The sequence below is a fragment of the Streptomyces sp. NPDC041108 genome (assembly GCF_055592645.1).
Map to the genome: position 1 here is coordinate 1 of NZ_JBVIYK010000024.1, position 24,798 is coordinate 24,798.

At 70.5% G+C, this 24,798-nt stretch carries 17 protein-coding genes; 10 read left to right on the forward strand and 7 right to left on the reverse strand.

All coding sequences use genetic code 11. From position 1 onward, the window contains the following. Positions 1 to 228: 228 nt before the first annotated feature. From ACZ6BB_RS38260 to ACZ6BB_RS38280, 5 genes are all read left to right on the forward strand, one after another. A complete protein-coding gene (locus ACZ6BB_RS38260) occupies positions 229 to 1,596 on the forward strand; it encodes an L-serine ammonia-lyase (RefSeq protein WP_471619719.1) in 1,368 nt (455 codons plus the stop codon). A gap of 249 nt (positions 1,597 to 1,845) precedes the next feature. Beyond that, a complete protein-coding gene (locus ACZ6BB_RS38265) occupies positions 1,846 to 5,526 on the forward strand; it encodes a type I restriction endonuclease subunit R (protein WP_471619720.1) in 3,681 nt (1,226 codons plus the stop codon). After that, positions 5,523 to 6,938 carry a restriction endonuclease subunit S gene (locus ACZ6BB_RS38270; RefSeq protein ID WP_471619721.1) on the forward strand — a complete coding sequence of 472 codons (1,416 nt, stop codon included), beginning with the start codon at positions 5,523 to 5,525 and terminating at the stop codon, positions 6,936 to 6,938. Before ACZ6BB_RS38265 ends, ACZ6BB_RS38270 begins: the two co-directional genes overlap by 4 nt. Further along, positions 6,935 to 8,551 carry a type I restriction-modification system subunit M gene (locus ACZ6BB_RS38275; RefSeq protein WP_471619722.1) on the forward strand — a complete coding sequence of 539 codons (1,617 nt, stop codon included), beginning with the start codon at positions 6,935 to 6,937 and terminating at the stop codon, positions 8,549 to 8,551. Before ACZ6BB_RS38270 ends, ACZ6BB_RS38275 begins: the two co-directional genes overlap by 4 nt. 158 nt (positions 8,552 to 8,709) lie before the next feature. Beyond that, the gene (locus ACZ6BB_RS38280) at positions 8,710 to 10,239 is read left to right on the forward strand and encodes an HsdM family class I SAM-dependent methyltransferase (protein WP_471619723.1); all 1,530 of its coding nucleotides are present in this window, start codon (positions 8,710 to 8,712) and stop codon (positions 10,237 to 10,239) included. Positions 10,240 to 10,380: 141 nt separating this feature from the next. Here the strand turns inward: ACZ6BB_RS38280 and ACZ6BB_RS38285 are convergent, their stop codons facing one another. Both ACZ6BB_RS38285 and ACZ6BB_RS38290 read right to left on the reverse strand, forming a co-directional pair. Continuing rightward, the gene (locus tag ACZ6BB_RS38285; protein WP_471619724.1) at positions 10,381 to 11,028 is read right to left on the reverse strand and encodes a Uma2 family endonuclease; all 648 of its coding nucleotides are present in this window, start codon (positions 11,026 to 11,028) and stop codon (positions 10,381 to 10,383) included. Between the two features lie 72 nt (positions 11,029 to 11,100). Continuing rightward, on the reverse strand, positions 11,101 to 11,733 hold the full coding sequence (locus ACZ6BB_RS38290) for an ATP-binding protein (protein ID WP_471619725.1): 633 nt from the start codon (positions 11,731 to 11,733) through the stop codon (positions 11,101 to 11,103). Between the two features lie 187 nt (positions 11,734 to 11,920). Between ACZ6BB_RS38290 and ACZ6BB_RS38295 the strand changes: the two genes are divergently transcribed. Beyond that, positions 11,921 to 12,793, forward strand: coding sequence for a helix-turn-helix domain-containing protein (locus ACZ6BB_RS38295; RefSeq protein ID WP_471619726.1), 873 nt, complete (start codon positions 11,921 to 11,923; stop codon positions 12,791 to 12,793). Continuing rightward, positions 12,790 to 12,993 (forward strand): DUF397 domain-containing protein, encoded by a 204-nt coding sequence (locus ACZ6BB_RS38300; RefSeq protein WP_471619727.1) that lies wholly within the window; start codon positions 12,790 to 12,792, stop codon positions 12,991 to 12,993. Before ACZ6BB_RS38295 ends, ACZ6BB_RS38300 begins: the two co-directional genes overlap by 4 nt. 177 nt (positions 12,994 to 13,170) lie before the next feature. Here ACZ6BB_RS38300 and ACZ6BB_RS38305 read toward each other — a convergent pair whose 3' ends face one another. From ACZ6BB_RS38305 to ACZ6BB_RS38320, 4 genes are all read right to left on the reverse strand, one after another. Further along, positions 13,171 to 13,365 (reverse strand): hypothetical protein, encoded by a 195-nt coding sequence (locus ACZ6BB_RS38305; RefSeq protein WP_471619728.1) that lies wholly within the window; start codon positions 13,363 to 13,365, stop codon positions 13,171 to 13,173. 24 nt (positions 13,366 to 13,389) lie between these two features. Further along, positions 13,390 to 15,573: an AIPR family protein gene (locus ACZ6BB_RS38310; protein ID WP_471619729.1), complete on the reverse strand. Its 2,184-nt coding sequence runs from the start codon at positions 15,571 to 15,573 to the stop codon at positions 13,390 to 13,392. A gap of 91 nt (positions 15,574 to 15,664) precedes the next feature. Then, entirely contained in the window at positions 15,665 to 16,102 is a 438-nt protein-coding gene (locus ACZ6BB_RS38315; RefSeq protein WP_471619730.1) for a DoxX family protein, read from the reverse strand. 91 nt (positions 16,103 to 16,193) lie between these two features. Next, the gene (locus tag ACZ6BB_RS38320) at positions 16,194 to 19,286 is read right to left on the reverse strand and encodes a helix-turn-helix transcriptional regulator (protein ID WP_471619731.1); all 3,093 of its coding nucleotides are present in this window, start codon (positions 19,284 to 19,286) and stop codon (positions 16,194 to 16,196) included. A gap of 329 nt (positions 19,287 to 19,615) precedes the next feature. Here ACZ6BB_RS38320 and ACZ6BB_RS38325 point away from each other — a divergent pair, with 329 nt between their 5' ends. The 3 genes from ACZ6BB_RS38325 to ACZ6BB_RS38335 all read left to right on the forward strand — a co-directional run bounded on the left by ACZ6BB_RS38325 (position 19,616) and on the right by ACZ6BB_RS38335 (position 23,267). Further along, a complete protein-coding gene (locus ACZ6BB_RS38325; RefSeq protein WP_471619732.1) occupies positions 19,616 to 20,341 on the forward strand; it encodes a helix-turn-helix transcriptional regulator in 726 nt (241 codons plus the stop codon). A gap of 134 nt (positions 20,342 to 20,475) precedes the next feature. Then, on the forward strand, positions 20,476 to 21,132 hold the full coding sequence (locus tag ACZ6BB_RS38330; protein WP_471619733.1) for a Pvc16 family protein: 657 nt from the start codon (positions 20,476 to 20,478) through the stop codon (positions 21,130 to 21,132). Next, positions 21,129 to 23,267: an ATP-binding protein gene (locus tag ACZ6BB_RS38335; RefSeq protein ID WP_471619734.1), complete on the forward strand. Its 2,139-nt coding sequence runs from the start codon at positions 21,129 to 21,131 to the stop codon at positions 23,265 to 23,267. Before ACZ6BB_RS38330 ends, ACZ6BB_RS38335 begins: the two co-directional genes overlap by 4 nt. Positions 23,268 to 23,336: 69 nt before the next feature. Here ACZ6BB_RS38335 and ACZ6BB_RS38340 read toward each other — a convergent pair whose 3' ends face one another. Then, entirely contained in the window at positions 23,337 to 24,737 is a 1,401-nt protein-coding gene (locus ACZ6BB_RS38340; RefSeq protein ID WP_471619735.1) for a ricin-type beta-trefoil lectin domain protein, read from the reverse strand. Positions 24,738 to 24,798 lie beyond the last annotated feature (61 nt).

The window sequence follows — 24,798 nt, forward strand, 5'->3', positions numbered from 1 at the left end:
GAGGTCGCCGACGTCATCGCCGAGGCCCTCAAGCCCTCCTACGACACCGAAGCCCTCAAGGCCCGGGTCAAGGCCCTCGCCGACAAGCACCCGCTGTACCCGACGCTGGGTAAGTGACCCCGGGCTTCACCGGACCACACCCCGCAGTTTCCGGGGTACCGCGCACACTGGGGAGTGAGCGCGGTACCCCGTCCCTCGCACCGCCCTCCCCCGTTCTGAGGAGTCACCGTGGCCATCTCGGTCTTCGACCTGTTCTCGATCGGCATCGGCCCGTCCAGCTCCCACACGGTCGGCCCGATGCGCGCAGCCCGGATGTTCGCGCGCCGACTGCGCAACGAGGAGCTGCTCACCGACGTGGCGTCGGTCCGCGTGGAGCTGTACGGCTCGCTGGGCGCGACCGGCCACGGCCACGGCACCCCCAAGGCGGTGCTGCTCGGCCTGGAGGGTGCCTCACCGCGCACCGTCGACGTGGAGTCGGCCGACGACCGCGTGGAGGCGATCAGGACATCGGGCCGCATCCGCCTCCTCGACGACCACGAGATCCCCTTCTCCTTCGACAAGGACCTGGTCCTGCACCGCCGCAAGGCGCTGCCGTACCACGCCAACGGCATGACCGTCCGGGCCCATGACGCGGCGGGCGCGGAGGTGCTGACGAAGACGTACTACTCCGTCGGCGGCGGCTTCGTGGTCGACGAGGACGCGGTCGGCGCGGACCGCATCAAGCTCGACGACACCCCTCTCAAGTACCCCTTCCGCACGGGCGACGAGCTGCTCCGGGTGGCGAAGGAGACGGGTCTGTCGATCTCCGCGCTGATGCTGGAGAACGAGCGGGCCTGGCGCACCGAGGACGAGATCCGCTCCGGACTCCTCGACATCTGGGGGGTGATGCAGCGTTGCGTCTCGCGCGGCATGTCCCGCGAGGGCATCCTGCCCGGCGGTCTGAAGGTCCGCCGCCGCGCGGCCATGTCGGCCCGGCAACTCCGGGCGGAGGGTGACCCGTTGGCCCGCTCCATGGAGTGGATCACGCTCTACGCGATGGCCGTGAACGAGGAGAACGCCGCCGGTGGCCGGGTCGTCACGGCCCCGACGAACGGCGCGGCCGGCATCATCCCCGCGGTGCTGCACTACTACATCAACTTCGTGCCGGGCGCCGACGAGGACGGTGTCGTGCGGTTCCTGCTGGCCGCCGGTGCCATCGGTCTGCTCTTCAAGGAGAACGCCTCCATCTCCGGCGCCGAGGTCGGCTGCCAGGGCGAGGTCGGCTCCGCCTGCTCCATGGCGGCCGGAGCGCTGGCCGAGGTGCTGGGCGGCTCCCCCGAACAGGTGGAGAACGCCGCCGAGATCGGCATGGAGCACAACCTCGGCCTCACCTGCGACCCCGTCGGCGGCCTCGTCCAGATCCCCTGCATCGAACGCAACGGCATGGCCGCGGTGAAGGCGGTCACGGCCGCCCGGATGGCGATGCGCGGTGACGGCACCCACAAGGTGTCCCTCGACAAGGTCATCAAGACGATGAAGGAGACGGGGGCCGACATGAGCGTCAAGTACAAGGAAACGGCTCGGGGCGGGCTGGCGGTGAACATCATCGAGTGCTGAGCGGGTGGACCCTGAACTGCTCCCACTGCGGCCCCACACCCAGCAGGCGGAACCAGCGGTTGCAGGCACTCGTGAACCCGCCGGGACCACCACCGCCGGGCAGGCGTCCTACGACTTCAGCCGTCGGCAACGGCGAAACTCCTGGCATCCGCACACCCCCGGCGCTAGGCTCGATGATCCCTTCACTGCACCTCAACAGCCCGAGCACCTCACGCCGTACAGCACCCCAGGAAGAGCGGTACCCCTCTGATGAGCGCAGGTGGCGCGGCGCAGACGCCGGACCCCAGACTCGCCGAACTCGCCCGCACATCACGCAACTTCGGTTTCCTGTACGAGCATCTGCCGCTGCTCGTCGCGTACGGTTCGGGCGCCGAGGCCCACGTCTTCGCCGATCCGAACACCTCGCTGATCAAGTCCCGGCAGTTCGGTGAGGCCCTCGCTTCCGACCTGGTGCGTCGGGGGCGTGTCCAGTTCTCCGGGAGCAAGCAGATCGAGCGCTTGGCCGCCCTCGATCGGGAGGGCTATCTGCACGGCAACGTGGGCCCCGCCTTCCACGAGGTTCGCGTACTCGGCAACAAGGCCAACCACGACGGCCACGACGATCCGGACGACGCCTTCACGGCGTTGCGGACCTGCCACCGGCTCGGCGTCTGGTACCACCGCCTGATCACGGGATCCCGCGAACAGCGCACCTTCGTTCCGCCGGACCCGGCACGCACCCCGGCAGCGCAGAACATGACCCTGCGCGCGCAGGTGGAGGAGACCCGGCGCGCGCTGGAGGAGGCCCGTCTCACCTACGAGGGCCAGGCGTCCCAGGCACAGGCGGAGCAGGCCGCGCGCCTCGCGGCGGAGCGGGAACTCTCCGACGCGGCGGCGGAGCGCGAGGAACTGGCCCGCCAGGTCGCCGCCATGCACGACCAGCTCGCGGCTCTCCAGCAGGCCCAGTCGGCGGCCGACGCCCGGCTGCTGCGCGAGCAGGTCACCAGCCCCGCCGCCGCGTCCGAGGCAGTGGCCGAGCGTGCCCGCCTCCTGGAGAACGCCGAGCAGGCGGCCCGCGAGCCCCTCACCGAGGCCCAGGTACGCACCCGCCTCGACCAGATGCTCACCGAGGCGGGCTGGAGCGTCCAGGACGCGGGCGGCAGCCTCAACCTGTACGTGCAGGGCGACCGGCGCGGCAGCGGCGTCGCGGTCCGCGAGACGACCACCGCCACCGGCCGCGCCGACTACGCCCTGTACGTGGAGCGCAAGCTCGTCGGCGTGATCGAGGCCAAACGCGAGGGAGCCGACCTCACGGCCGCCGAGGCCCAGGCCGACCGGTACGCCGACCACCCCACCGAGGCACAGCAACGCCTGATCGCCTGGCGCACCCCGCTGCCGTTCCGCTATGTGTCGGACGGCGGCGAGACCCGGTTCCGCAACACCCTCGACCCCGACTCGCGCAGCAGGCGGATCTTCTCCTTCCACCAGCCCCGCACTCTGTCCCGCTGGATCCGCCAGGCCGAACAGGACCCGCAGGCGCCCTCCTACCGCGCCCGGCTGCGTCTGCGCATGCCCGACCTGGACGAGCGCCCGCTGCGCCCCGCCCAGATCAAGGCGGTGCTCGGCGTGGAGAAGTCCGTGGCGCTGGGCAAGGGCCAGCAGGGCACGGGCCAGTCCCGCTCCCTCGTACAGATGGCGACCGGCGCCGGCAAGACGTACACGGCGGTCACCTTCTCGTACCGGATGCTCAAGTACGCCCAGGCCGAGCGGGTCCTGTTCCTGGTCGACCGGAACAACCTGGGCGCCCAGGCGCAGAACGAGTTCGAGAACTTCACGACGCCCGACACCAACCGCACCTTCGCCGACCTGTTCAACGTGCAGCGCCTCGGCGCGGACGGCATGAACCCCTCTGCGAAGGTCGTCGTCTCCACGGTGCAGCGCCTGTACATGGAGCTGACAGGGGCGACCGTCCCCGCCACGCAGGGAGCGGACGGCGAGGAGGAGTACTCGTACGACACCCCGGGCGACATCTCCGTCGGCTACAACCCCAGCATCCCGCCCGAGTCCTTCGACCTGATCGTCGTGGACGAGTGCCACCGCTCCATCTACGGCAAGTGGCGTTCCGTCCTGGAGTACTTCGACGCGCCCGTCGTCGGCCTCACCGCGACACCCGTCGCGCAGACCTTCGGCTACTTCAACGGCAACCTGGTCAGCGAGTACACCTACCCGGAGGCGGTCGCCGACGGCGTCAACGTCGACTTCCAGGTGTACGAGATCGTGACGCGGATAACGGGCGAGGGCGGAGTCATCGCGCGGGGCGTCATCCCGGTCCGCGACCGCCGCACCCGCCGCCAGCGCTACGAGGACTTCGACGAGGACGTCTCCTACGGCGCGACGGAAGTCGGCGTCGGCGTGATCAGCAAGGATCAGCTGCGGACGGTGATCCAGACCTTCCGCGAGCGTCTGTTCACCGAGATCTTCCCGGCGCGCGCCAAGCGCGACGGAGAGACCGGCGAACTGCTGTGGGACGACATGTACGTTCCCAAGACCTTGATCTTCGCCAAGAACGACAACCACGCCGAGGAGATCGTCGAGGTCGTCCGGGACGTCTTCGGCAAGGGCAACGACTTCTGCGCGAAGATCACCCACGCGGCGAAGAAGCCCGCGGAGCGCCTCTCGGACTTCCGCAACCTGCCGCAGCTGCGCATCGCGGTCACCGTGGACATGATCGCCACCGGCACGGACGTCAAGCCCCTCGAATGCCTGCTCTTCCTGAGGGACGTCAAGAGCTGGGCCTACTTCGAGCAGATGAAGGGCCGCGGCGCCCGCACTCTCTCCCTCACCGAGTTCGAGCGCGTCACTCCGGGGGTCGGCCCCAAGACGCACTTCGTGATCGTCGACGCGGTCGGCGTGACCCGGAAGCCGAAGGTGGACGCCGGTCCGCTGGAGCAGCACACGGAGAAGGACCTCAACCTGGAGAAACTCCTCCGCCTCACCGCCCGGGGTGTAGCGGAGGACACCCACATCTCCACTCTCGCCTCCCGTCTGGCCAAGCTCGACATCCAGATGACCGACGACGAGCGCGCCGAGATCGAGGGCCTCACCGGGGGCGTACCGCTGAAGCACATCGTGCACAACATGGTGGACGCCGTCTCGATCGACGAGCAGGGCAAGACCCGCGAGGCAGCCGAACGTCTCGGCCTCGACCCCGACCAGGCGGTCAAGGACGTGACCGAACGGGCGCTGCGCCCGTTGGCCTCCAACCCCGAGCTGCGCACCCGGCTGCTGGAGATGCGCCGCGCGAAGGACATCCTTTACGACGAGACGAGCCGCGACGCCCTCGTGTCGGCCGGCGCCGTCCCGGAGGACGAGTCGACGGCACGTGAGACCGTCCGCGACTGGCAGGCGTACGTCAAGGAGCACCGGGACGAGATGGCGGCGCTCGCCATCGCCTTCTCAGCCGATTCGGCGGTGCCGCCCCACGAGGCTCTGCGGCGCCTGAAGGATCTGGCGCGGGCCGTGGCCCGCCCGCCGCGCGCCTGGACGGCGGACAGGCTGTGGCGGTCGTACGAGCAGGTGGGCGAGGCCGTGACGGCGAACCGTTCCGCTGCCCGTACAGCGGCCGACCTGCTGGCCCTGCTGCGGTACGAGCTGGAGGGCGGCGCGAACGAGGGCGCCACCCCGCCGCGCCCGCACGCGGAGGCGGTGGAGGAGCGGTACACGGCCTGGCTGACCAGGCAGGAACAGACCGGCGTGACCTTCACGGACACCGAGCGGTGGTGGCTCGACCGCATCGCCGAGGCCACGATCCAGCGTGTACGCTTCGACACCGCCGACCTCGATTACGCCCCGTTCACGAGGATGAACGGAACGGACGGATTCCTCGCGGAGTTCGGCGAGGAGCGGGCGGAAGAGATCCTCGACGAACTGGAAAGGGAGCTGGGCGCGTGACGCTGGGGCTGGGGCTTGGTTCGGATTCCGGTGACGGCGGCCAGGAGCTTCCGGGCGGGGTTGGTGGGAAGTTGCCTGGGGGGTGGGTTCGGGCGACGCTGGGGGAACTCGGCGTGGAAGTCCAGCCAGGCTTCGCGAGTGGTAAACACAACCGCGACGGTGACGGCATCGTGCATCTTCGGCCGATGAACATCACGCGCAACGGTGTCATCGACTTGTCGGACGCACGGTACGTAAATGACGAGTCGGACCGGCGAGTCGAGTACGGCGACGTCCTCTTCAACAACACGAACAGTCCTGCACTTGTGGGGAAGACAGCTTGGATCGACTCTCTTGAGCCGGTCGCGTACTCGAATCACATGACGCGGTTGCGGGGGCCGGAGGGCCTGGACAGCAAGTTTCTGGCCATTCAGCTTCACTGGCTGTGGGCCACTGGCTACTTCAAGACCGTACTGAACAATCACGTCAATCAGGCAAGCGTGGCTTCAAAATCGCTCCTGGCCACCAGACTTGTGATCCCTCCCCTGGCAGAACAGCACCGCATTGTCGCCGAAGTCGAGGAGCAGATCAGCCATATCGAGGCAGGAGATCTCGCTGTCGATCAAGCTATTCACGCCGTGAACCAACTAAATTCAGCCATCCTCGAATCCACCTTGGCCAATACAGCAGATTCGAAGCGCCCCCTCAAAAACCTGATTTCACAGCCATTGACGAATGGGAAATCGGTACGCACACTTCTCGACGGTTTCCCCGTCCTGAGATTGAACGCAATCCACGGACGCATTGTCGACATTTCCGCTAAAAAGGGGGGTGACTGGGGGGATGTCGATCCCAACGCTTACCTCGTTTCACCGGGCGATTTCCTAGTCGCACGCGGGAACGGCACACTCGCACTCGTGGGACGCGGAGCACTGGTTCCAGACCTTGATGATCCGATCGCCTATCCTGACACACTAATCAGAGTGCGAGTCGACACGGAATTCACAACGCCGAATTACCTTAGCCTGGTTTGGGATTCCAGAGAGGTCAGGCAACAGATTGAGCGCCAAGCTCGAACAACAGCAGGAATCTACAAGATCAACCAGTCGATCCTCGGAGGCATAAAAGTACCGTACGCATCTCTAAGCGATCAGAAGCGAATCGTCGAGGAAGTGACGCAGGCCCAAGCTACCTATGCACCACTCGCCGATGAAATCGTGAGGATCCGCCTCGCTTCTTCGAAACTCCGCGCCACTCTCCTCCACGCTGCCTTCACCGGCACCCTCGTCCCCCAGGACCCCGCCGACGAGCCCGCTTCAGTCCTGCTCGACCGGATCCGCGCCCAACGCGCGACCGCCAAGAAGACACCCCGCAAGCGTGCCCCCCGCAAGCCGCGCCCCGCCCCGCCCGGTCAGGGAGAACTGCCCGAATGAGCACCACCCCCGCCCTCATGAACAGCGCCACCACCCCAGGCCCCCGCCGCTCCGCAGGCGAGACGACCTCCACCCTCATCAACCGCCTCTGGTCGTACTGCGAGCTGCTGCGCCACTCCGGCGTCTCCACCCTCGACTACGTCGAGCAGTTGACGTACCTCCTCTTCCTGAAGATGGCGGACGAGCGCGCCAACCGGCCGGCCAGGTTCCGCAAGAACATGCCGGAGGAGCCGCTAGTCCCACCGGGCCTGGACTGGCAGAGCCTCACCAGCCGCTCGGCCGAAGACCTCGTGGACCACTACGAACACGTCCTGCGGCAGCTGGGCCGCAACGGCGGCACGATGCTCGGTGAGGTGTTCACCAAGGCGCAGAACAAGATCCACGAGCCCGCCGTCCTGGAACGCCTCATCAAGGACCTGATCGACCCCTACACCTGGACCCGCGAGAACCAGGACCTCAAGGGCGACGCCTACGAGGGCCTGCTCCAGCGCGGCGCCGAGGACCGCAAGACTGGCGCCGGCCAGTACTTCACGCCCCGTCCGCTCATCGACGCCATGGTCGACTGCCTACAGCCGCGCCCCGGCGAGTCGATCACCGACCCCGCCTGCGGCACCGGCGGCTTCCTCATCGCCGCACACGCGCACATCGTCGAGCACTACGAGGAGCAGCTGTACGGCGACGAGGCACGCAAGCTCCAGACGGGTGCCATCACAGGCTACGAACTGGTCCGGGAGACAGCCCGGCTGGCCCTGATGAACATGCTGCTGCACGGCATCGGCACCTCCGAAGCCCGCCCGCTGATCACCATTCAGGACTCTCTGGCGAAGGCGCCGCACAAGTTCTACGACATCGTGCTCGCCAACCCGCCCTTCGGCGTCGGCTCGGTCACCGGCGAGGCGTACACCTCCCGCAAGGACTTCTGGACGCAGACCACGAACAAGCAGCTCAACTTCGTCCAGCACATCTACACCCTGCTGAAGACGAACGGCCGGGCCGCCCTGGTCCTGCCCGACAACGTGCTGTTCGAGGGCGGGGCGGGCGCCGAAATCCGCCGCCGTCTGCTGGACCTGACCAACGTCCACACCCTGCTGCGCCTGCCCACCGGCATCTTCTACGCCAACGGCGTCAAGGCGAACGTGCTGTTCTTCGACAAGCGCCCACCCCGCCCCGGCGGCAAGCCCGCGACCAAGCAGCTCTGGGTCTACGACTTCCGCACCGACCAGCGCTTCACACTCAAGCAACGTGCCCTGCGCCGCGAGCACCTCGACGAGTTCGTGGCCGCCTTCCACTCGGGGGGCACGGACTACTCGGCCCGAAAGCCAAGTGAGCGCTTCCGTGCATACGAGTACGATGAACTGATCGCCCGTGACAAGGTCAACCTCGACCTGACGGTCCTTCAGTCGGCCTCCGCCTCCTCCGCCGCGCTCGCTCCCCCAGACGTGATCGCACAGGAGATCGTGGAGGACCTGGAGACGGCCCTGGCCGAGTTCACCGCCGTGGCACAGGCGTTGAAGAAGGCCGCGAACGCCAGGGCGACCGAAGGCTCCACCGGCACCACCACCAGCACTTCCGAAGACGGCACCACGGACGACAGCACATCCCAGGAGCGGTAACCCGGTCTTCCTCCCTGCCGAGCCTCACTCGGGCTCCGGTGGCCCGAGGGTCTGCCGGAGCCCGCTCCCGGTAACGGGAGGCATGGCCCCTGTATCCGTGCGGACGGTACGGACACGGACAGCCAGGCCAGGGACTTCACACAGGGACTGGGTGACACATGGCCAACGGGTTCGGCCGAGGCAACAGCGCGCCAGCAGCGGCAGGCGGGCGACCGGAGAGGCTCTGGGACGGCGACGAGATAGCAAACCGCTTCTGGAAGTTCTACCGCGAGGAGACCAGCACCCGGGCCATCACCCGCCTCCAGTTCGTGGAGCACGTCGGCTATCTGCTGTTCCTCAAGCTGGACCACGAGCGCGCCCAGCGCTCCGCCCGCTTCGCGCACCCGCCCGTCGCGCCCGCCGATGCCTGGCCGAACCTCGCCCTGCTCAGCGGTGACGCACTGCACACCGGATTGACCAGGCTCATGGACGATCTCGGCGACCAGAGCCTCACCGACCGCCCCGACCGGCAGACCGCGAGCGTCGTCTTCCGCGACTCCCAGCCCTGGGACCTCGACCGCATGGCCGAGCTGAACAAGCTGATCGTCGAGCAGATCGACCCCTACCAGTGGCTGGCGGTCCGCCAGGCCGAGTTGGGCGGCGCCTTCTCACGGATGCTGCGCGACTGCCGCGACGACATCGACCTCAAGATCGACACCGGCCAGACCCTCACACCCCTGCCCATCCTGAACGCCATCACGAAGGTGCTCGGCGTGGGCCCCGAGGACATCGTGATCGACCCGGCGTGCGGCACGGGCACAACGCTCATCGCCGCCTACAACGCCATGCTCGCCGCGAACCGCCAGCTGCCATCGACCGCCCTCGCGGGCGCCGACCTGGACGCGCAGATGTGTCGACTGGCCATGCTGAACATCCTGCTGCACACGGGCCGTCCGTTCGCCGCCCCCGCCCCTGTCCAACTCGCGGACACGCTCAAGCGCAGGAGCCCGGTGGTCCGCTCCGTGCCTGGTGTCGTGCCCACCGTGGCGATCTGCAACCCGCCGTTCAAGAGCAACGGCGTCCAGCCCGACGCCACCATGCGCGACGACTTCTGGGCCTACGGGGACTTCCCCACCAACTTCCTCCAGCACCTGGCGATCACCCTGCCCCAGGGCGCGCGGGCGGCCGTGTTCGTCCCGGACGGAGTCCTCTTCGGCGGCGGCGCGGCGGCCACCGTACGTCACAACCTGCTGAGGAACTGCGATGTGCACACCCTCCTACGGCTCCCTACCGGGCTGTTCCACCGCAAGGGTGTGAAGACGAACATCCTCTTCTTCACGAAGTCCGCTCCCAAGCCAAGCGGTGAGCCCGCCACGAGGGACCTGTGGGTGTACGACGCCCGGACGGGCAACCACCACACCGACACCGGCAACCCCGTCACCGAGGCCGACTTCGAGGACTTCATCGCCTCCTGCCTCCCCGAGGGCGGCTTCACCGCACGGACCGAGTCGGCGTCGAAACGTTTCCGTCGTTACCCGGTGGCGGAGCTCCTCGCCCACCCGAAGACGAGCCTCGACCTCAAGGCCCATCTGGCCCCGGAACTAGGCGACTTCGGCTCCCCCAAGGAGATCGCCTCAGAGGTGGCGGACCGGCTCGACGAGGCCGCCGCCCACTTCCGCCAAGTAGCGGAGGCGCTGCCGGGCCAGTGACCGCGAAGGCGGGTCGCCGCAGGTAAGGACTCGGTCCGACCGACGACGACCCGCCCGGCTCACGACCCCAGTGAACCCAGCCAGGGGCCGGCCACTTCCGCGTGCCCTGCCCGCTGTCCCGCGCGGAGAGCACGTTGCCGGTCAGCGACCCGGCCGCGTCCCGTACAGGCCCAGGCCGGCCGTGGACAGATCGCCGCCGAGCTCGGCGGGCAACGGCACCTCTTCCCCGTACTTGCCGTGGACGACGCTCCTGTACTCGCCTTCACCGGGGCGGCCGAACAGCGACCACGTACCCGTCCGGGGGTCGACCTGCAGCAGGAGTGCGACACCCGCCGCCGCGTACCATGCGGTCTTCTCGTTGATGCCCTTGAGCCGCTCGGTCGGAGAGATGACCTCCACCGCCAGCTCGACCGCGTCCGCGTCCAGGAGCCAGCCGTCGTCGTCCTTGAACGCACGAGGGCCGATGGTCAGATCCGGGGTCGCGTAGTCGTCCGGATCACCGGGCATCGGGACGGACACGTTCTCGAACGCCTCGTAGGGGGCCGAGAGCCCGGGGCGGACGGCATCGCGCAGGTCGATGATGATCCCGGCGTGCCTACCGCTCGGGCTGGGGGACATCACGAGTGTTCCTCCGATGATCTCAACACTCATGCCCGTGGCCTGCTCGATGCTCTCCGCGGCTTCGCGCAGGTGCCCACGACGGACGGGAATGGGGTGATGAGCCGCAGTGCTCAAAGCATCACCTCTCTCGTTGCCTGACTGGCACTCCTGCCGGGAGCATCTCAGCACTCACGCGACATGGTTTTCACTGTACGGCAGGGGTCGAGGACGGGGTTCTCCACTCCGGGCGGCGGTAATGGCTCATCGCAGCACCCCCTTGTCCCGGACGGCCAGTGGATCCGCCGCAGGCACGCGGAGCGCCGGGCCCTCGTCCAGTCCGAGCAGGACGGCGAGACCACCCGTCGCATACGGCTCGGTGCGTACTGTGCGGACAGTGCGCCACTCACCCCGCACCCTCACGTGCTGCCCGGGCCGCACAGTGGCCGCCGCGATCTCTCGCCCGACGGGTTCGACCACGGTGTCCGGCGCCTTCAGCTCGGCCCAGACCGTCTTCCCGATCCCGCCCGCGCGCTCCTCGACACCCCAACGGTCAGCCAACGCCTCCACGAGCAGCAGCCCGCGCCCGCCGGTCTCCTCGTCGCCGGGCGCCCGTACCTCAGGCGTGCCGGAACCCGCGTCGCTGACCTCCAGCCGCAGCAGCCCGTCCATCGGCGCCCGTGCGATCCGGACGCCCACCTGTCGGTCACGGGGCACGGGCACGCGCAGCGCGTTGGTCACCAGCTCGGAGAGCACCAACTCCGCCGACTCCAGGGTGCCTTGGCCTACGCCCCAGCCTCCGAGCACGGCGTGTAAGGCGGCCCGGGACCTCGGCACGCTCTGACGGGACCGGGGCAGGCGGAAGGTGACTTCGTTCGAGCTGGATTTCTCTGCCATGACGCCCCCTGAGGGTCGATAGCTGGTGATCAAGTCCCCGCGAGCCGAGAGGAATTCCGACTCCCGCCATGACGAGGGTGCCGCGAAACAGCAGTAGGGCGCAACGTTGAAGGGAAGGAGGGGCCTCAATTCACCCTTTCGGGTAATCTGCGGGCAGCCCCGCAACATCCCTGGTAGGGAGTTACGTATGCCAAATGTCAAACCATCCACCGTACTTGGGCGCCAACTGGGCGATGAGCTAAGGCGCTTGCGAGAAGCCACAGGCTTGACCACCATGCAGGCGGCCGATGCCCTCGACTGCACCAAGGGGAAGATCAGCCGCATCGAGAACGGTCACGTGCCCGTGCGTACCCCGGACCTGATCGCTCTCATGCAGACGTACGGGGTGGAGGACTCGGAGACACGCGAGCGTCTCGGCTCCCTCGCTCGCAGAGCCAACCGGCGTCGCCGTGAGGGCTGGTGGCACCAGTACGGTGCCGTCCTCGCTGACACCTACCGCGACTACATCGAGATGGAGAACATCTGTGACGGCATCAAGACGTTCCAGGCTCAGCTGATCCCGGGACTCCTCCAAACACCGGAATACGGACGGGCGGTCACTGTGGCCTCTCGGGCATGGCAGACAGCGGAGGAGATCGACCAGTTCGTGCAGGTGCGGATCGCCCGGCAGGAACGGCTCACCGGCGAGGCCCCTTTGGAGCTCTGGGCCGTACTCGCCGAAGGCGTTCTCCGTCAGCAGGTCGGAGGGCCAGCCGTGATGCGTGACCAGCTTGAACACCTGGCGGCAATGGCCGAACAGCCCAACATCACCGTCCAGGTACTGCCGTTCTCGCGCGGTGCGCACTCGGGTATGTTCGGCCCATACCTACTGCTGAGCTTCCCGCGGGTGTCAGCACTGGACCTCGTCCTGACGGAGACCCCGATCGGCAACATCTGGATGGAGCAGGAGTCCGAGGTGGCCCACTACCGCGAACTCTTCGATGACGCCCGCACGTCCGCGTTGCCGCCCACGGAGTCTCTCGGACTGATCCGTCACATCGCCAAGGAGAGCACACCATGAGCCAGGACCGCCGCCCCTCACACGTCTACGCAGAAGCGATATGGCGCGTCAGCAGCTACAGCGGCGGGCAGGGCGAGTGCGTCGAGGTCGCCGACAACCTCCCAGCCCTCGTCCCCGTCCGCGACAGCAAGCGCCCCAGCGGCCCCGCACTCGCCTTCTCCCCGCGCGCCTGGGGCGCCTTCGTCGATCACCTCCGCTGAGAACGGCCCGCCAACGCGCCGAGGTCAGCCCTGGCAGCCGTATATCTGCCCGTCACCCCTCCGCGCCGGGCGGGCGCCACCGCCCCGACATGAACGCGTTCAACAGATCCCGTCCGGCAACCGTGAGCGGGTGGTCGGAACCCAGGCTGCGTTCCCGTCCGGCCGCGACGTCCGTCATCAGCTCTGCCCCCGCACGTCCACATGACCGAGCTCGGCCTGGATGCGGGAGAGGAGCTGCTGGGCCGAGGGTGCGATCGGGTAGTCGGGGCCGAAGCGTCGCCGGCAGGTCTCGGTGACCAGCCGCATCTCCCGGTCGGCCAGAGTGCAGGCCGCCAGGGGGTGGCAGGCGGCGACGGGTGAGCCACGGCCCATGGCAGCCAGGCCCCGAGCCGGGCACTACCCCAACCGGTCCTCCCCCGACTCGTCCTCGCCCGCGATCTCCCGCCAGAGCCGCTCGGCGATCTCCACCAGCGTCCCCTCACCCTGAACCATCCACTGCTTGGGCCCCTGGACCGCGCTCCACTGTTCCTTCCAGTCGGCCGCGTTCCACATCTGGGAGACCAGTCCGGTCGGCGAGTACCGCTTGCCGTCGGCCTCCCAGAGGATGGGCGTCTTCCGGTCGTTCACCCAGCTCGCCCTGCGACGCCGGGGATCCTCGTCGAGCCACGCGCCGATGGCCAGTTCTTCCACCGTACTCGGAGCGTAGACGAGAGGAGTACCGTCGCTGATGGCGTCGTGGTCCACGAGCAGACGGACGGTCTGGGGCCGACGCTGCCGCTTGGGGGCCGTGTCCTCCATGAGGGCCTTGAGGTTCATGGGGGAGTCCGGGCCGGTGCCGCGTTCGAGAACCCCCAGGACCGCGGAGACCAGTCGCGCGCAGCGCTCCTCGTTGGCGAAGGTGCTGGTGACGTAACTCTTCTTCGTGAAGAGAGTGTCGACCATGGCGATAAGGCAAAGGAGCACGGAGCTGACGTGCTTTGGCACCTCGGCCAGCACCGCGGCCCACTCGTCGTCCGGCTCGTCGAACCGGTCCCTGCCGATGCGCTGGAACACCAGGTGGGCCACCAGCAGTGACCCGCTGTCCACAATCGCGGCAGGACGTCCGGCGAACTTGGCTCTCAGTTCGGTCAGTTGGTCCCGCACCTGCCTGAAGACCTGCACCGCGCGCCAGATCTGCTGGGCGGTCGGCTGCTGGCCGAACAGCCTCGTGTAGGCGCCCCCCGGGCCCTCAGCCCACAGCGCGTTCGTGGAGCCTTTGACTCGCACGGCGAGCGACGAGTCCCGGTGCATGCAAGCCAGAGCCGTAGCCGCTTCCGTCACCGAACAGCCCGACTCGGGTGCCGGGTCCAGTTCGCCTCGTCGGAAGACGTACTCCTTGTCGAGCGAGAGACGGAAGTCCTTCTGGATCTCACTCTGGACCGTGTCGATCGCGATGAAGTCCCGGCGCTCCATGTGGTTCTGCGTGTTCGTGGCCTTGGTGATGGAGTATCCGAAGCCCTCCGGTGCTCCGTCCAGGGAGATGATCCGCACCAGGACATAGGCGTCCGCGACGGCCTCGGGATCTCTCTCGTACGCCCGGAAGGCGGAGGACACCGTCTGGGCGCCGTTGACCACGCTGGCATTGTGCAGTGTGAGGGTGGTGGGCTGGCCTACCGCTCTCTTAGCGTGCCAGTCCTGCTCGATCCTGTCACACTGCACGGTGATGCCGTTGTGGCGGTAGAGAAAGCCCTCCGGGTCCTCAAGCATCGACTCCACCATGGTCTGGTTGACTCCGGTGAGCCCCAGCGACTTCCGGACGTTGCGGTCGTAGAGACGCTCGCCGTGCCCCTTCTCGTGACCCTCGTCATCACCTCCACCGCCGTACCAGCGCGCCAGTTGATCGGCGCTGACCTCACCGATCACCGCCTTGTACGGGTTCTCCCGGCTATACCACTCCCGGTCCATGGTTGCTTTGAGAGTGATCGGCTGCGGCTCCAGGTCCTCCCGGATCGCCCGGTGGAAGTCCCTCTGGTCCAGGACCCGGTACTCCACGCTCCTTCCGCGTCCGCCGAACTCGTTGGCCGCCTCGTCCAGGATGTTGCGGGTCTCGGGAGAGAGCCGGCCGTCGCCCATGAGCGCGACGACCAGGTTCACCTTGCACGTGGGCAGCCGGAGTACCCCGTGCACACGGTCCGCGAGCAGTTGAAGCCGTTCGTTGAAGTGGTCGAGATCTCGATTGTCGAGCTTCTTCAGTCCGTGTACGAGCTTGAGTGCCGCCTCCGTGTCGAAGCCGGCCGTCCCTTTGTCCTTCCACTTGGCCTGGATCAGCCAGAGTTCGGATCCCGAGGCGGAGAACGCGACACAGTCGATGCCGAAATCGTCCCGGCCGTCGATCACCCAGGCCGCTGCCTCGTCCGGGGTACAGTCCGCGAGGATACGGGCGGCCTTCGCAGAAACGGCCCTCGACAGCAGGGCGGTCTCGCGCTCCTTGGGATCTTTCTTCTCGAAGTCGTCCATGGAGATCCGGTTCTGGAACTCCCGCAGCAGCGCCCTCCTGATGTGCTGCACCTCAAGAGGCATGCCCTGCTGGCCTTTGCTCATGCCGAACCCCCAACTCCCGCTCCTCATCGAACTCTTCAACCTATCGAAGCGAGGTGAGACTTGCCCGGTCACGGTGAAGCTCCGTGGCGGGCTACGTGGTTCTCCGTACGGGGCGGGTGCCGGTCTCGCGGCGGATCAGGCCCGCCAGGGACAGGGCGCCCGGGCCGGCGAAGACCAGCAGGAGGAAGCCCCAGCAGAAGAGGACGGGGGCGAGGCCGCCGTTCTGGAGGGGGAAGAGGCCGTCCTTCTGGTGTTCCGTGAAGTAGGCGAACGCCATGATGCCCGAGCTGAGGAACGCGGCGCCGCGCGTGGCGACGCCGAGGAGGACCAGGACGCCGCAGGCCAGCTCGATGACTCCGGCGTACCAGAAGGGCCAGTCGCCGACCGGGCTCGCCTTCCGGTCCAGGACGCCGAAGACCGTGGCGGCTCCCTCGCTGGCGAACAGCAGCCCCAGGACGATGCGGAACAGGCCCAGCACGAGGGGCCGGCGCGTGTCGAGCCAGGCGTGCAGGGGCGGGGTGCTGCTCATGGTTGCTCCTCGGGTGCGGTGGCTGTGCGTGGGTGGTCCCGGTTCTCCCTACGCATGCGCCCGCCCTTCGGTTCAGTCGGTCCGTGGCCGGTCACGTGGTCTCGGCGGATGTCGCGAGGGCCGCGCCGAGTTCCGCGCGGCGGCGGATGCCGAGCTTGCGGTAGGTGCTGGTCAGATGGGTCTCCACGGTGCGGCGGGCGAGGTGGAGGAGCTGGGCTATCTCGGTGTTCGTGTGGCTCTGCGCGGCGAGTTCCGCGATCCGGCGTTCGGCCGCCGTGAGCGCGGACGGGCCCGTCAGGGCCGTCGCCGGGCGGCGGGCGCCGCCCTCGCGCAGGGCTTCCTCCGCGACCGCGCGCAGGCGGAGCGCGCCGAGGCGTTCGGCGTGTCCGGCCGCCTCCCGGAAGGCGTCGCGGGCCCGCGCCCGCTCCCCGGCGGCGGCGAGCGCCCGCCCCTGCGCCACGAGGGCCGGTATCAGCTCCGAGATCACCGGGGAGCCGCCCGGCGCCCCGGCCCGTCCGGCGTCCGGCGCGGCGAGCGCCGCCCAGGCGCCGCCCGACGGCACCGCGGACACCTCGCCGACCGCCGGGCCGCCGCCCACGGCCCGTGCCGGGGCTCCGCCCGGCGCCCAGCCGCGTGCGGAGGCCGCCGTCACGCGGGTGCCGCCCTGCTTCCAGCCGCCCTTGGCCGTCGCGGGCCCCCTGGCCGACAGCCGCCCCCCGCCCGCCGAGGCGACGCTGCCCAGCGCGACGACAGCGGCCGCGCCGGTCCCCACGGCCTCCTCCGGTACCCCGTCGACGCCCTGCCGCAAGGCCCGTACCGCCCGGTCCGCCAGCTCCAGGCCCCGGCGGCCGCCCGTCGCCGTGCCGAGCGCGGACAGGGCCCGGCCGAGGACGCGGGGGGTGTTCCAGACGGTGGCGAGACGCAGTTCCTGTTCGGCGAGGGCGAGGGCCTCCTGGGGGCGGCCGAGAGCCAGGTGGCACGCGGCGGCGGCGGAGCGCCAGGGGGTGACGACGGGGCTGGTGACGTCCCGGGCGGACTGGCGGCGGCCGCACTCCAGGAAGTCGTCGAGTGCGGCGGCCGGGTCGCCGGTGGCGGCGCGGAGACGGCCGCGGGCGTGGAGGAAGCGGTTCGCCTCCCAGGAGTCGTGGGCGTGCCGGACGTCGAAGCCGTCGGCGAGGCGGGCGGCCTCCTCCGTACGCCCGGTCTCCACGAGGGCGACGACCGCGTGGGCCAGCGCGTTGGCGGACTCGGGGCCGCCGGTGACCGCGCGGGCGACCTCGGGATCGGCGAGGACCTCCGCGTGGGCGCCCCGGGCGGCGGCGATGTCGATCCGGACGTTGAGCAGGGCCAGGTGCATGGGGTGCAGCAGGGAGGTGCGCTGGCCGCTGAGGCCGCGGTCGACGAGACGCTCGGCCTCCTCCAACTGGTCGGCCCACTGGGCGACGGCGGCGGCGGTGCCCAGCAGGAAGACCTCGGACAGCGGATCGGCCGGCTGGGCGAGCAGGGCCCGGACGCGGTGCATCGCCGAGGCCGCCGAGGTCAGGCCGGCGGTGGCCTCGTAGCGCACGAGGAGGGCCTGTCCGGCGGTGCCGACCAGGTGGGGTGAGCGCTCGGCGGTCTCGCGCAGCCAGCGGTACACCTCCTGCCGTACGCCCTGGTCGTGGTCGGCGAGCAGGGCGGAGGCGGTCTGGACGGTGCGGATCAGGTCCGGATGGCCCGTCAGGTGCTCGTCGCGCAGTCCGCGCAGCACGTCGACGGCGGCACGGGCCTCGCCCCGCCGGGCCAGGGCCGTGCCGAGGGCGACCGCCGCGTGGACACGCTCCCGGGGCGGCCCGGGCAGCCGCATCGCCTCCGCGAGCCGGGGGATGCCGGCGGTGGACCGCACGGTGGCGTACTCCAGGGAGCCCAGTTCGGTGAGGACCACGGTGCGGCGGGCGGCCGGCATGGGTTCGTCGAGGGCGCGCCGGAGGTGGGCGAGGGCGTCGTCGCTGCGGTCGGCGCGGACGGCGAGGTCGGCGGCGTCCAGGAGCGCGCCGGTCGCCCAGGCCTCGCCGACGGGGCCGGAGCGCAGCAGTTGTCCGGCGACGGCCTCGGCCGGGTCGCCGCGGTGCAGCATCGCCTCGGCCGCCCGGCGGTGCGCGCCCTGGCGGTCGGCGCCGGCCCAGCCGCCGAGCACGGCGTCCCGCAGCAGCGGGTGGGCGTACCGGGGGCGTCCCTCGGAGTCGGGGCGGAGCAGGCCGAGGCGGGTCATCGCGGTCAGCCAGCCCGGTACGCGTGCGGGGTCCGCGTCGGCCGTACGCGCGAGCAGGTCCGCGTCGGCCGGCACGGGGGCGCCCTCGTCGTCGAGGGCGGCGAGCGCGCGGGCGACGCCCGTGGTCGCGGGCCCGGCGCTGTCCAGCCACCAGGACACGGCGGCGGCGTAGGTGCCCGGATAGAGCGCGGCGCAGGTGTCCGGAAGGGCAGCCGGGAGGGCCCCGGGGGCGGAGTCACGGAGGTCGGCCAGCAGGGCGCGCAGCAGCAGGGGGCTGCCCGCGCCCGCCCGTAAGCAGGCGTCGACCCAGTCCGGCGGGGCGTCGCCGTGGACCGAACGGACCAGCCGCGCACCGGCGTCCGGGCTCAGCGGGGCCAGGGTGCGGGTGTGCACGAGGGCGGGGGAAAGGGCGTGCGCGAAGCCGTCCGCCGGGGGGTCGATGTCGTACTGGCTGCGCTCGGTGACCACCAGGAGCACCGGCAGGCGGTCGATGCGGCGGACGGCCTCGACGAGCCAGCGGCGGGACGGGGGGTCGGCGAGGTGCGCGTCGTCCACGGCGACGAGCAGCGGGGACTCGGCCGCGTAGGAGCGCAGCAGCCGCCACAGGCGCGCGGGCCTGCCCCGGTGCGGCTGGGTGCCCGGCGGGTCCGGCGCCTCGCCCGCGGCCTGGTCGAACTCCGGCCCATGGGCGAGGAGTTGGAAGACGGTGTCGAAGGGGACGGAGCGGTGCTCGGGTGAGCAGCGGGCCCGCAGGACGCGCATGCCGTTCGCCGCCGCGTGGCCGGCCGCGGCCTCCAGGAGCGCGGTGCGGCCGGTGCCGGTGGCGCCCCGGAGGAGGACCAGGCGGCCGGAGCCGGTCCGGGCGCGGGCCGCCTCGGCGGCCAGCAGCTCCAGGGGTTCACGGCGTTCGAGAAGCGGTTCCGGCGCGCACATCGCTGTCTCCTGTCGTGGCTGTCGTGGCTGTCGTCGCTGTGGTGACCGTCATGGCCGTGGTGGCCGTGGTGGCTGTCGTGGCTGTCGTGGCTGTCGTGGCTGTCGTGGAGCGTCGTTCTCCGCTTCCGTAGACGGGGCAGGGGCCGTCCGGGTGCACCGCTCGTGGAGAGCCGGCGGGAAAGTTCCGCGGCCGGGCCCGTGGTGAATCTCGTGGTGTGTCTCGTGGTCCTCCACGATTGCGCGGCGCACACGACACACAGAAGGGTGAATCGAGCCCCTCCGCCACTCCCCTCACAGGAGCGGCGATTTCGTGCATACGGGAGAAACGGTTGCGCAGCACATTCCGGACCGCGGACACGGCGACGGCCACGGCCGCGGTCGCCGGCACGGTCGTCGCCCCGGTCCCCGCCACGGCGGAGCACCAGGAGCCCCGGCGCCGTGTCCCCGTCGTCGTCCACACCCTCGACCCGCTCTCCCGCGCCGGGGTGCTCAGCCAGCTGCGCGGGCATCCGGTGATCGACCTCAGGGACGACGCCGCGGTACGGCCGGGCACCGTGGCCGTACTGGTCGGGGAGACCCCGGACGAGCCGCTGCTGTCGACGCTGCGCCGGATGGTGCGCAGCGAGGGGGCGCGGGCCGTCCTGGTGGTGAGCCTGATCCGCGAGACCGAGTTGCTGGAGGTCATCGAGTGCGGGGTCGGGGCCATCGTGTGGCGCCACGAGGCCACCCCGCACCGGCTGGCGCAGGCCGTGCTCGCGGCCTCGCGCGGGGACGGCGACCTGCCCGCCGATCTGCTCGGCCGGCTGATCAACCAGGTGGGGACGTTGCAGCGTTCCGTGGCAGGCCGCACCGGGGCGCCGCTGTCCGGCCTGGTGCCGCGTGAGATCGACGTCCTCCGGCTCGTCGCCGAGGGGATGGACACCGGCGAGATCGCGAGCAAACTCTCCTACTCCGAACGCACCGTCAAGAACGTGATGCACGGACTCACCACCCGGCTGCATCTGCGCAACCGGGCGCACGCGGTGGCCTATGCCCTCCGGGAAGGCTACATCTGATCGAACGGGCAGTCGGACCGGGCCTGTTGGGCAGCCCACCGTGCCCCCTCGTCGTCCCCGGTATGTCTGGAAGGGGGACGCCCCGGCGGACAGGATCGACGGACAGGCACACGACACACAGCAGGAGCACGACCGTGATCCACGAGGTGGACGAGGTCCTCAAGGGACTGATCGGCGGTGGTGCCCTGGCCGGCTCCGGCATCGACGTCTCCTTCGAGGCACCGACCCGCGACTGGGCGGCCCGGCGCAACGCGCCCGCCGTCAACGCCTATCTGTACGACATCCGGGAGGACGTCTCCCGTCGCCAGCGCGGCCACATGCCGGTCCGTGACGAGCGTGACATCGTGGTGCGCCGCCGGCAGCCGCCCCGCTGGTTCCGGCTGTCGTACCTGGTCACCGCCTGGACCAAGCAGCCCCAGGACGAGCACCGGCTGCTCTCGGCGGTGCTGGCCACGCTGTTGCCGCACGAGCTACTGCCCGCCGACCGACTCCCGGGCGCGCTCGGGGCGCTGGGCCTGACCGTGCCGCTGTCCGTGGCGGGCCTGCACTCGGAGTCGCGGTCCCTCGCCGAGATCTGGTCCGCGCTGGGCGGCGAGCTGAAGCCGTCCCTGGACCTCGTCGTCACCGCCCCCTTCCCGGCCTTCCCCGAGTACGACGCCGGTCCCCCGGTCACCGAGGGGGCGGCGATCCGCGTGCGCGGCATGGACGGCTCCCTGGAGGGCTCGGAGGAGCGCGCGCACCGGCCGGACCGGCTGGCGTCCGCACCGGACACCGGGGAGGGACGGCGTTGACCACTTCCACCTCCCCCGCTTCCTCCACCTCCCCCACCTCCCCCGCTTCCTCCGCCTCCGCCGTCTCTTCCGTCCCCCTCGGCTCCCCCGCCGCCGACGCGCTCCTTCTCCGGCTCGCCCGGCTGCGCGACCGGGTGGCCGAGCTGGTGGCCCAGCGAGGTGCCGGTGACCCGACGGCCGGTGATCCACTGCGCGGGCTGTACGTGTCCGAGGAGGGCGTACGTCGTCTGCTGGAGCCGTCGACGGGGCCGTCCGCCCCCGTGTTCGCGGACGTGGAGGGCGACGAGGACACCCGGGGCGCCCGGACGGCCCCGAGCGGTCCGCTGGAGCGGCTCACGGGGCGGCTCGGGCTGACCGAGCTGGACACTCGCATCCTGCTGATCGCCCTGGCGCCCGATCTGGACCGTTCCTACGAGCAGTTGTACGGATATCTGAACGACGACGTCAGCAGGCGTCGGGCCACCGTCGGACTCACGCTCGATCTGTGCGGGCTGCCGGTGCATCTCGCCCCGGCGCGGGCCCGGTTCCTGCCCTCGGCGCCGTTGTGCGCGCTCGGGCTGCTGACCGTCGAGGAGCCCGAGCGGCCGTTCCTCGGGCGGGAACTGCGGGTGCCGGACCGACTGGTCGCGCATCTCCTCGGCGACGACACGATGGACGCGGCGCTGGTCGGCCACGTGCGTCCGCTCTCGCCGTCGGCACCGTCGGCGGGGGCAGGGGCGGGGGCGTCGGCTGCCGCGTCCGCGTCCGCGGAGGACGGTGGGTTCACCGAGCGGCTGGCCGGCCGGCTGGCCGCCGCCCCGGTCACCGTGCATCTGCGGGAGCGGCGGGAGGGCGACGGGCTGGTGCGGGCCTCGGCCGCCCTGGGCGCGGCCGGAATGGACGCGCTGCACTTCACGCCCCCGGCGGCCGGCGACGAGGCGGCCCGGCTCCTGCCCCCGCTGTTGCGCGAGGCCCGGCTGCGCGGGTGCGCGGTCGTGGTGGCGCCGCTCCCGCAGAAGCCGGGGCCGTTGTTCCGGGGGCTGACGGCGCCCGACGTGTCCGTGCTGTTCACGGGGCCGCAGCCGTACGACCCGCAGTGGTGCGACCGTGATCCGCTGGTCCTCGACGTGCCCCGGCCGCCCTCGGGTGCCGTGGACGCCTGGGCGGCGGCGCTCGGTGCCGGGGCGGACGGGCCGGGGTTCGACCTGGCGGCCACGGTCGCCCCGTACCGGCTCGGCGGTGACCGGATCGAGCGGGCGGCGCGCGCGGCCGCCGGTCTCGCGGCGTTCGACGGCACTCGGATGACCGCGGACCATCTGCGGCTGGCCGCGCGGCTGCAGTCGGCCTCCGGTCTGGAGCAGCACGCCCGCCGGATCCGCCCGGACGTCGGCTGGGACGACCTCGTCCTGCCGGACAAGCCCCTGGCCGAGCTGCGGGAGCTGGCCCTGCGCGCCCGTCATCGCGACCGGGTGCTCGGCGACTGGCGGCTGAGCGCCGGGGGCGGCCGGGGCCGTGGGGTCCTGGGGCTCTTCGCGGGCGAGTCGGGTACCGGCAAGACGCTGTCGGCGGAGGTCGTGGCCGCCGAACTCGGCCTGGACCTCTATGTGGTGCAGCTCTCCTCGATCGTCGACAAGTTCGTGGGCGAGACCGAGAAGAACCTCGAACGGATCTTCACGGAGGCGGACCGCACGGACGCCGTGCTGCTCTTCGACGAGGCGGACGCCGTGTTCGGCAAGCGCTCGGAGGTCAAGGACTCCCACGACAAGTACGCCAACATGGAGAGCGCCTATCTGCTCCAGCGTCTGGAGTCCTTCGACGGCATCGCCCTGCTGACCACCAATCTGCGGGCCAACATCGACGAGGCGTTCACCCGGCGGCTGGATCTGGTGGTCGACTTCCCGTTCCCGGACACCGCCCAGCGGCTGGCCCTGTGGCGGCACAGTCTCGCCGCGGTGCCCGGCGCGGACGACACCGACCCGGCGGCGGTCGCCCGGGACTTCGAGCTGGCCGGCGGTTCCATCCGCAGCGCGGTCGTCACCGCCGCCTACGCAGCCGCCGGGCGCGGCGGTCCGGTGACCACGGCCGACCTGCGGGAGGGCGCCGAGCGCGAGTACCGCAAGGCCGGGCGGCTGGTGCCGGGCGAGGGCAACTGGTAGCCGTTGTGTCGGGCCCGGTGGCCGACGGGGGCGCGTCGCTGGTGGCGCGCCCCCCGTCCCGGAGCGGGGCTACTTCACGCGCCACTTCTGGTTGGGCGTGCCCGCGCACGTCCACAGCTGGAGCCTGGCACCGTCGCCGGTGGCGTTGTCCTTCACGTCGACGCACTTGTCGGCCTGCGGGTTGACCAGGTCGCCGGCGGTGCTGAGCACGAACTGCTGGGCCGGGTTGCCGCTGCACCGGGCCAGCTGGATGACGGCGCCGTCGTCGCGGGAACCCCACGCGACGTCCATGCACAGCCCGAGGGAGCGCACGGTGCCGTCGCCCCGGAAGTCCCACTTCTGGTTGGCGGTGCCGGCGCAGTCCCAGATCTGGAGGGGGGTGCCGTCCTTGCCCTTGCCGTTCTTCGCGTCCGTGACGTCGACGCAGCGGTTCGAGCCCTTGCCGATGATGGCGAAGCCTTTGGCGGCGGCGGGCTTCTTCGTCGTGGGCTTCGTGTCCGGTTCCTGCTGCGACCCGGAGCCGGAGCCCCCGGAGCCCGATCCGGAGCCCGATCCCGAACCCGGGTTCTCGGGCTGTTCCTCCTGCTTCTCCTGCTTCTCCTGCGGGGGAGCCTCGGGCGTCTGTGACGGGAGCGGCGCCGCCGAGATGCTCGGCGCCGGTGCCATGGCGGACGGGCTGCCGCTCGGCAGGGCCGTCGTACCCGCCTGCTGGAGATCGGTCGCGGCGCTGGTGACCTTGGGCTGGTAGGCGAACCACAGGGTCACGAAGGTGACCGCCAGGACCACGGCCACCCCGAGGCAGGTGGCGAGCCAGCCCGGCAGGAACCCCCGCTGGACATAGGTGCCGTCGACCGGATGCGGTGCGACCCCGGCCCGCTGGACGGCGAGCGCGTACGGCCGCTCCTCCCTGGACCCGAACCAGATGATCTGTCTCGGCTTCAGGGTGGCCTTGACGAAGGCGGCACGGCCGGGCTCGATCTGCACATTGCTCGGATGGATGTCGTACGACAGCTGATCGCCGTTGTCGCTGCCGCTGACGGCGGCGGTGACCTTGGTGTTGCCCAGGTTGTCGATGGCCAGCTTCGGGCGTCCCCGGAAGCGCCCCTTCACCGTCGGCGGGACCAGCTCCGCCCGCACCTCCGTGAACGGCGTGATCGTCAGGTTCCCCTCGGGAACCGTCGTCGCCTCCGGATGCTGGGTCGGCGTGATCCGCACCGCGTACGGGTTCGGCCCCGCCGTCGCGTCGGGGGTGCGGGGCGGGGCGAAGGTCAGCTCCACCGACCCCGTCGTCCCCGGGTACAGCCGCAGCGTCTGCGGCTCCACCCTGGTCCACGGCGCGACGTCACCGACGGGCTCGAAACGGTACTCGTCGACCACGTCACCGGTGTTGCGCAGCCGCAGCCGCACCGTCGTACTGCTCCCCGGGTCCACGGTCGCGGAGGCGGGTTCGAGGGAAGTCCACAGGCTCACGTCAGGACGCTACGCGGCGGACGGCGTCCGGTCAGGAGCCGTCGGGGCAGGCCCGGCTGCC

What these genes read in the sequence shown, in the direction of transcription:
- ACZ6BB_RS38265 (WP_471619720.1), top strand. Translation starts at nt 1,846, where the DNA reads ATGAGCGCAGGTGGCGCGGCGCAGACGCCGGACCCCAGACTCGCCGAA.
- ACZ6BB_RS38275 (WP_471619722.1), top strand. Translation starts at nt 6,935, where the DNA reads ATGAGCACCACCCCCGCCCTCATGAACAGCGCCACCACCCCAGGCCCC.
- ACZ6BB_RS38280 (WP_471619723.1), top strand. Translation starts at nt 8,710, where the DNA reads ATGGCCAACGGGTTCGGCCGAGGCAACAGCGCGCCAGCAGCGGCAGGC.
- ACZ6BB_RS38290 (WP_471619725.1), bottom strand. Translation starts at nt 11,733, where the DNA reads ATGGCAGAGAAATCCAGCTCGAACGAAGTCACCTTCCGCCTGCCCCGG.
- ACZ6BB_RS38295 (WP_471619726.1), top strand. Translation starts at nt 11,921, where the DNA reads ATGCCAAATGTCAAACCATCCACCGTACTTGGGCGCCAACTGGGCGAT.
- ACZ6BB_RS38300 (WP_471619727.1), top strand. Translation starts at nt 12,790, where the DNA reads ATGAGCCAGGACCGCCGCCCCTCACACGTCTACGCAGAAGCGATATGG.
- ACZ6BB_RS38305 (WP_471619728.1), bottom strand. Translation starts at nt 13,365, where the DNA reads ATGGGCCGTGGCTCACCCGTCGCCGCCTGCCACCCCCTGGCGGCCTGC.
- ACZ6BB_RS38310 (WP_471619729.1), bottom strand. Translation starts at nt 15,573, where the DNA reads ATGAGCAAAGGCCAGCAGGGCATGCCTCTTGAGGTGCAGCACATCAGG.
- ACZ6BB_RS38315 (WP_471619730.1), bottom strand. Translation starts at nt 16,102, where the DNA reads ATGAGCAGCACCCCGCCCCTGCACGCCTGGCTCGACACGCGCCGGCCC.
- ACZ6BB_RS38320 (WP_471619731.1), bottom strand. Translation starts at nt 19,286, where the DNA reads ATGTGCGCGCCGGAACCGCTTCTCGAACGCCGTGAACCCCTGGAGCTG.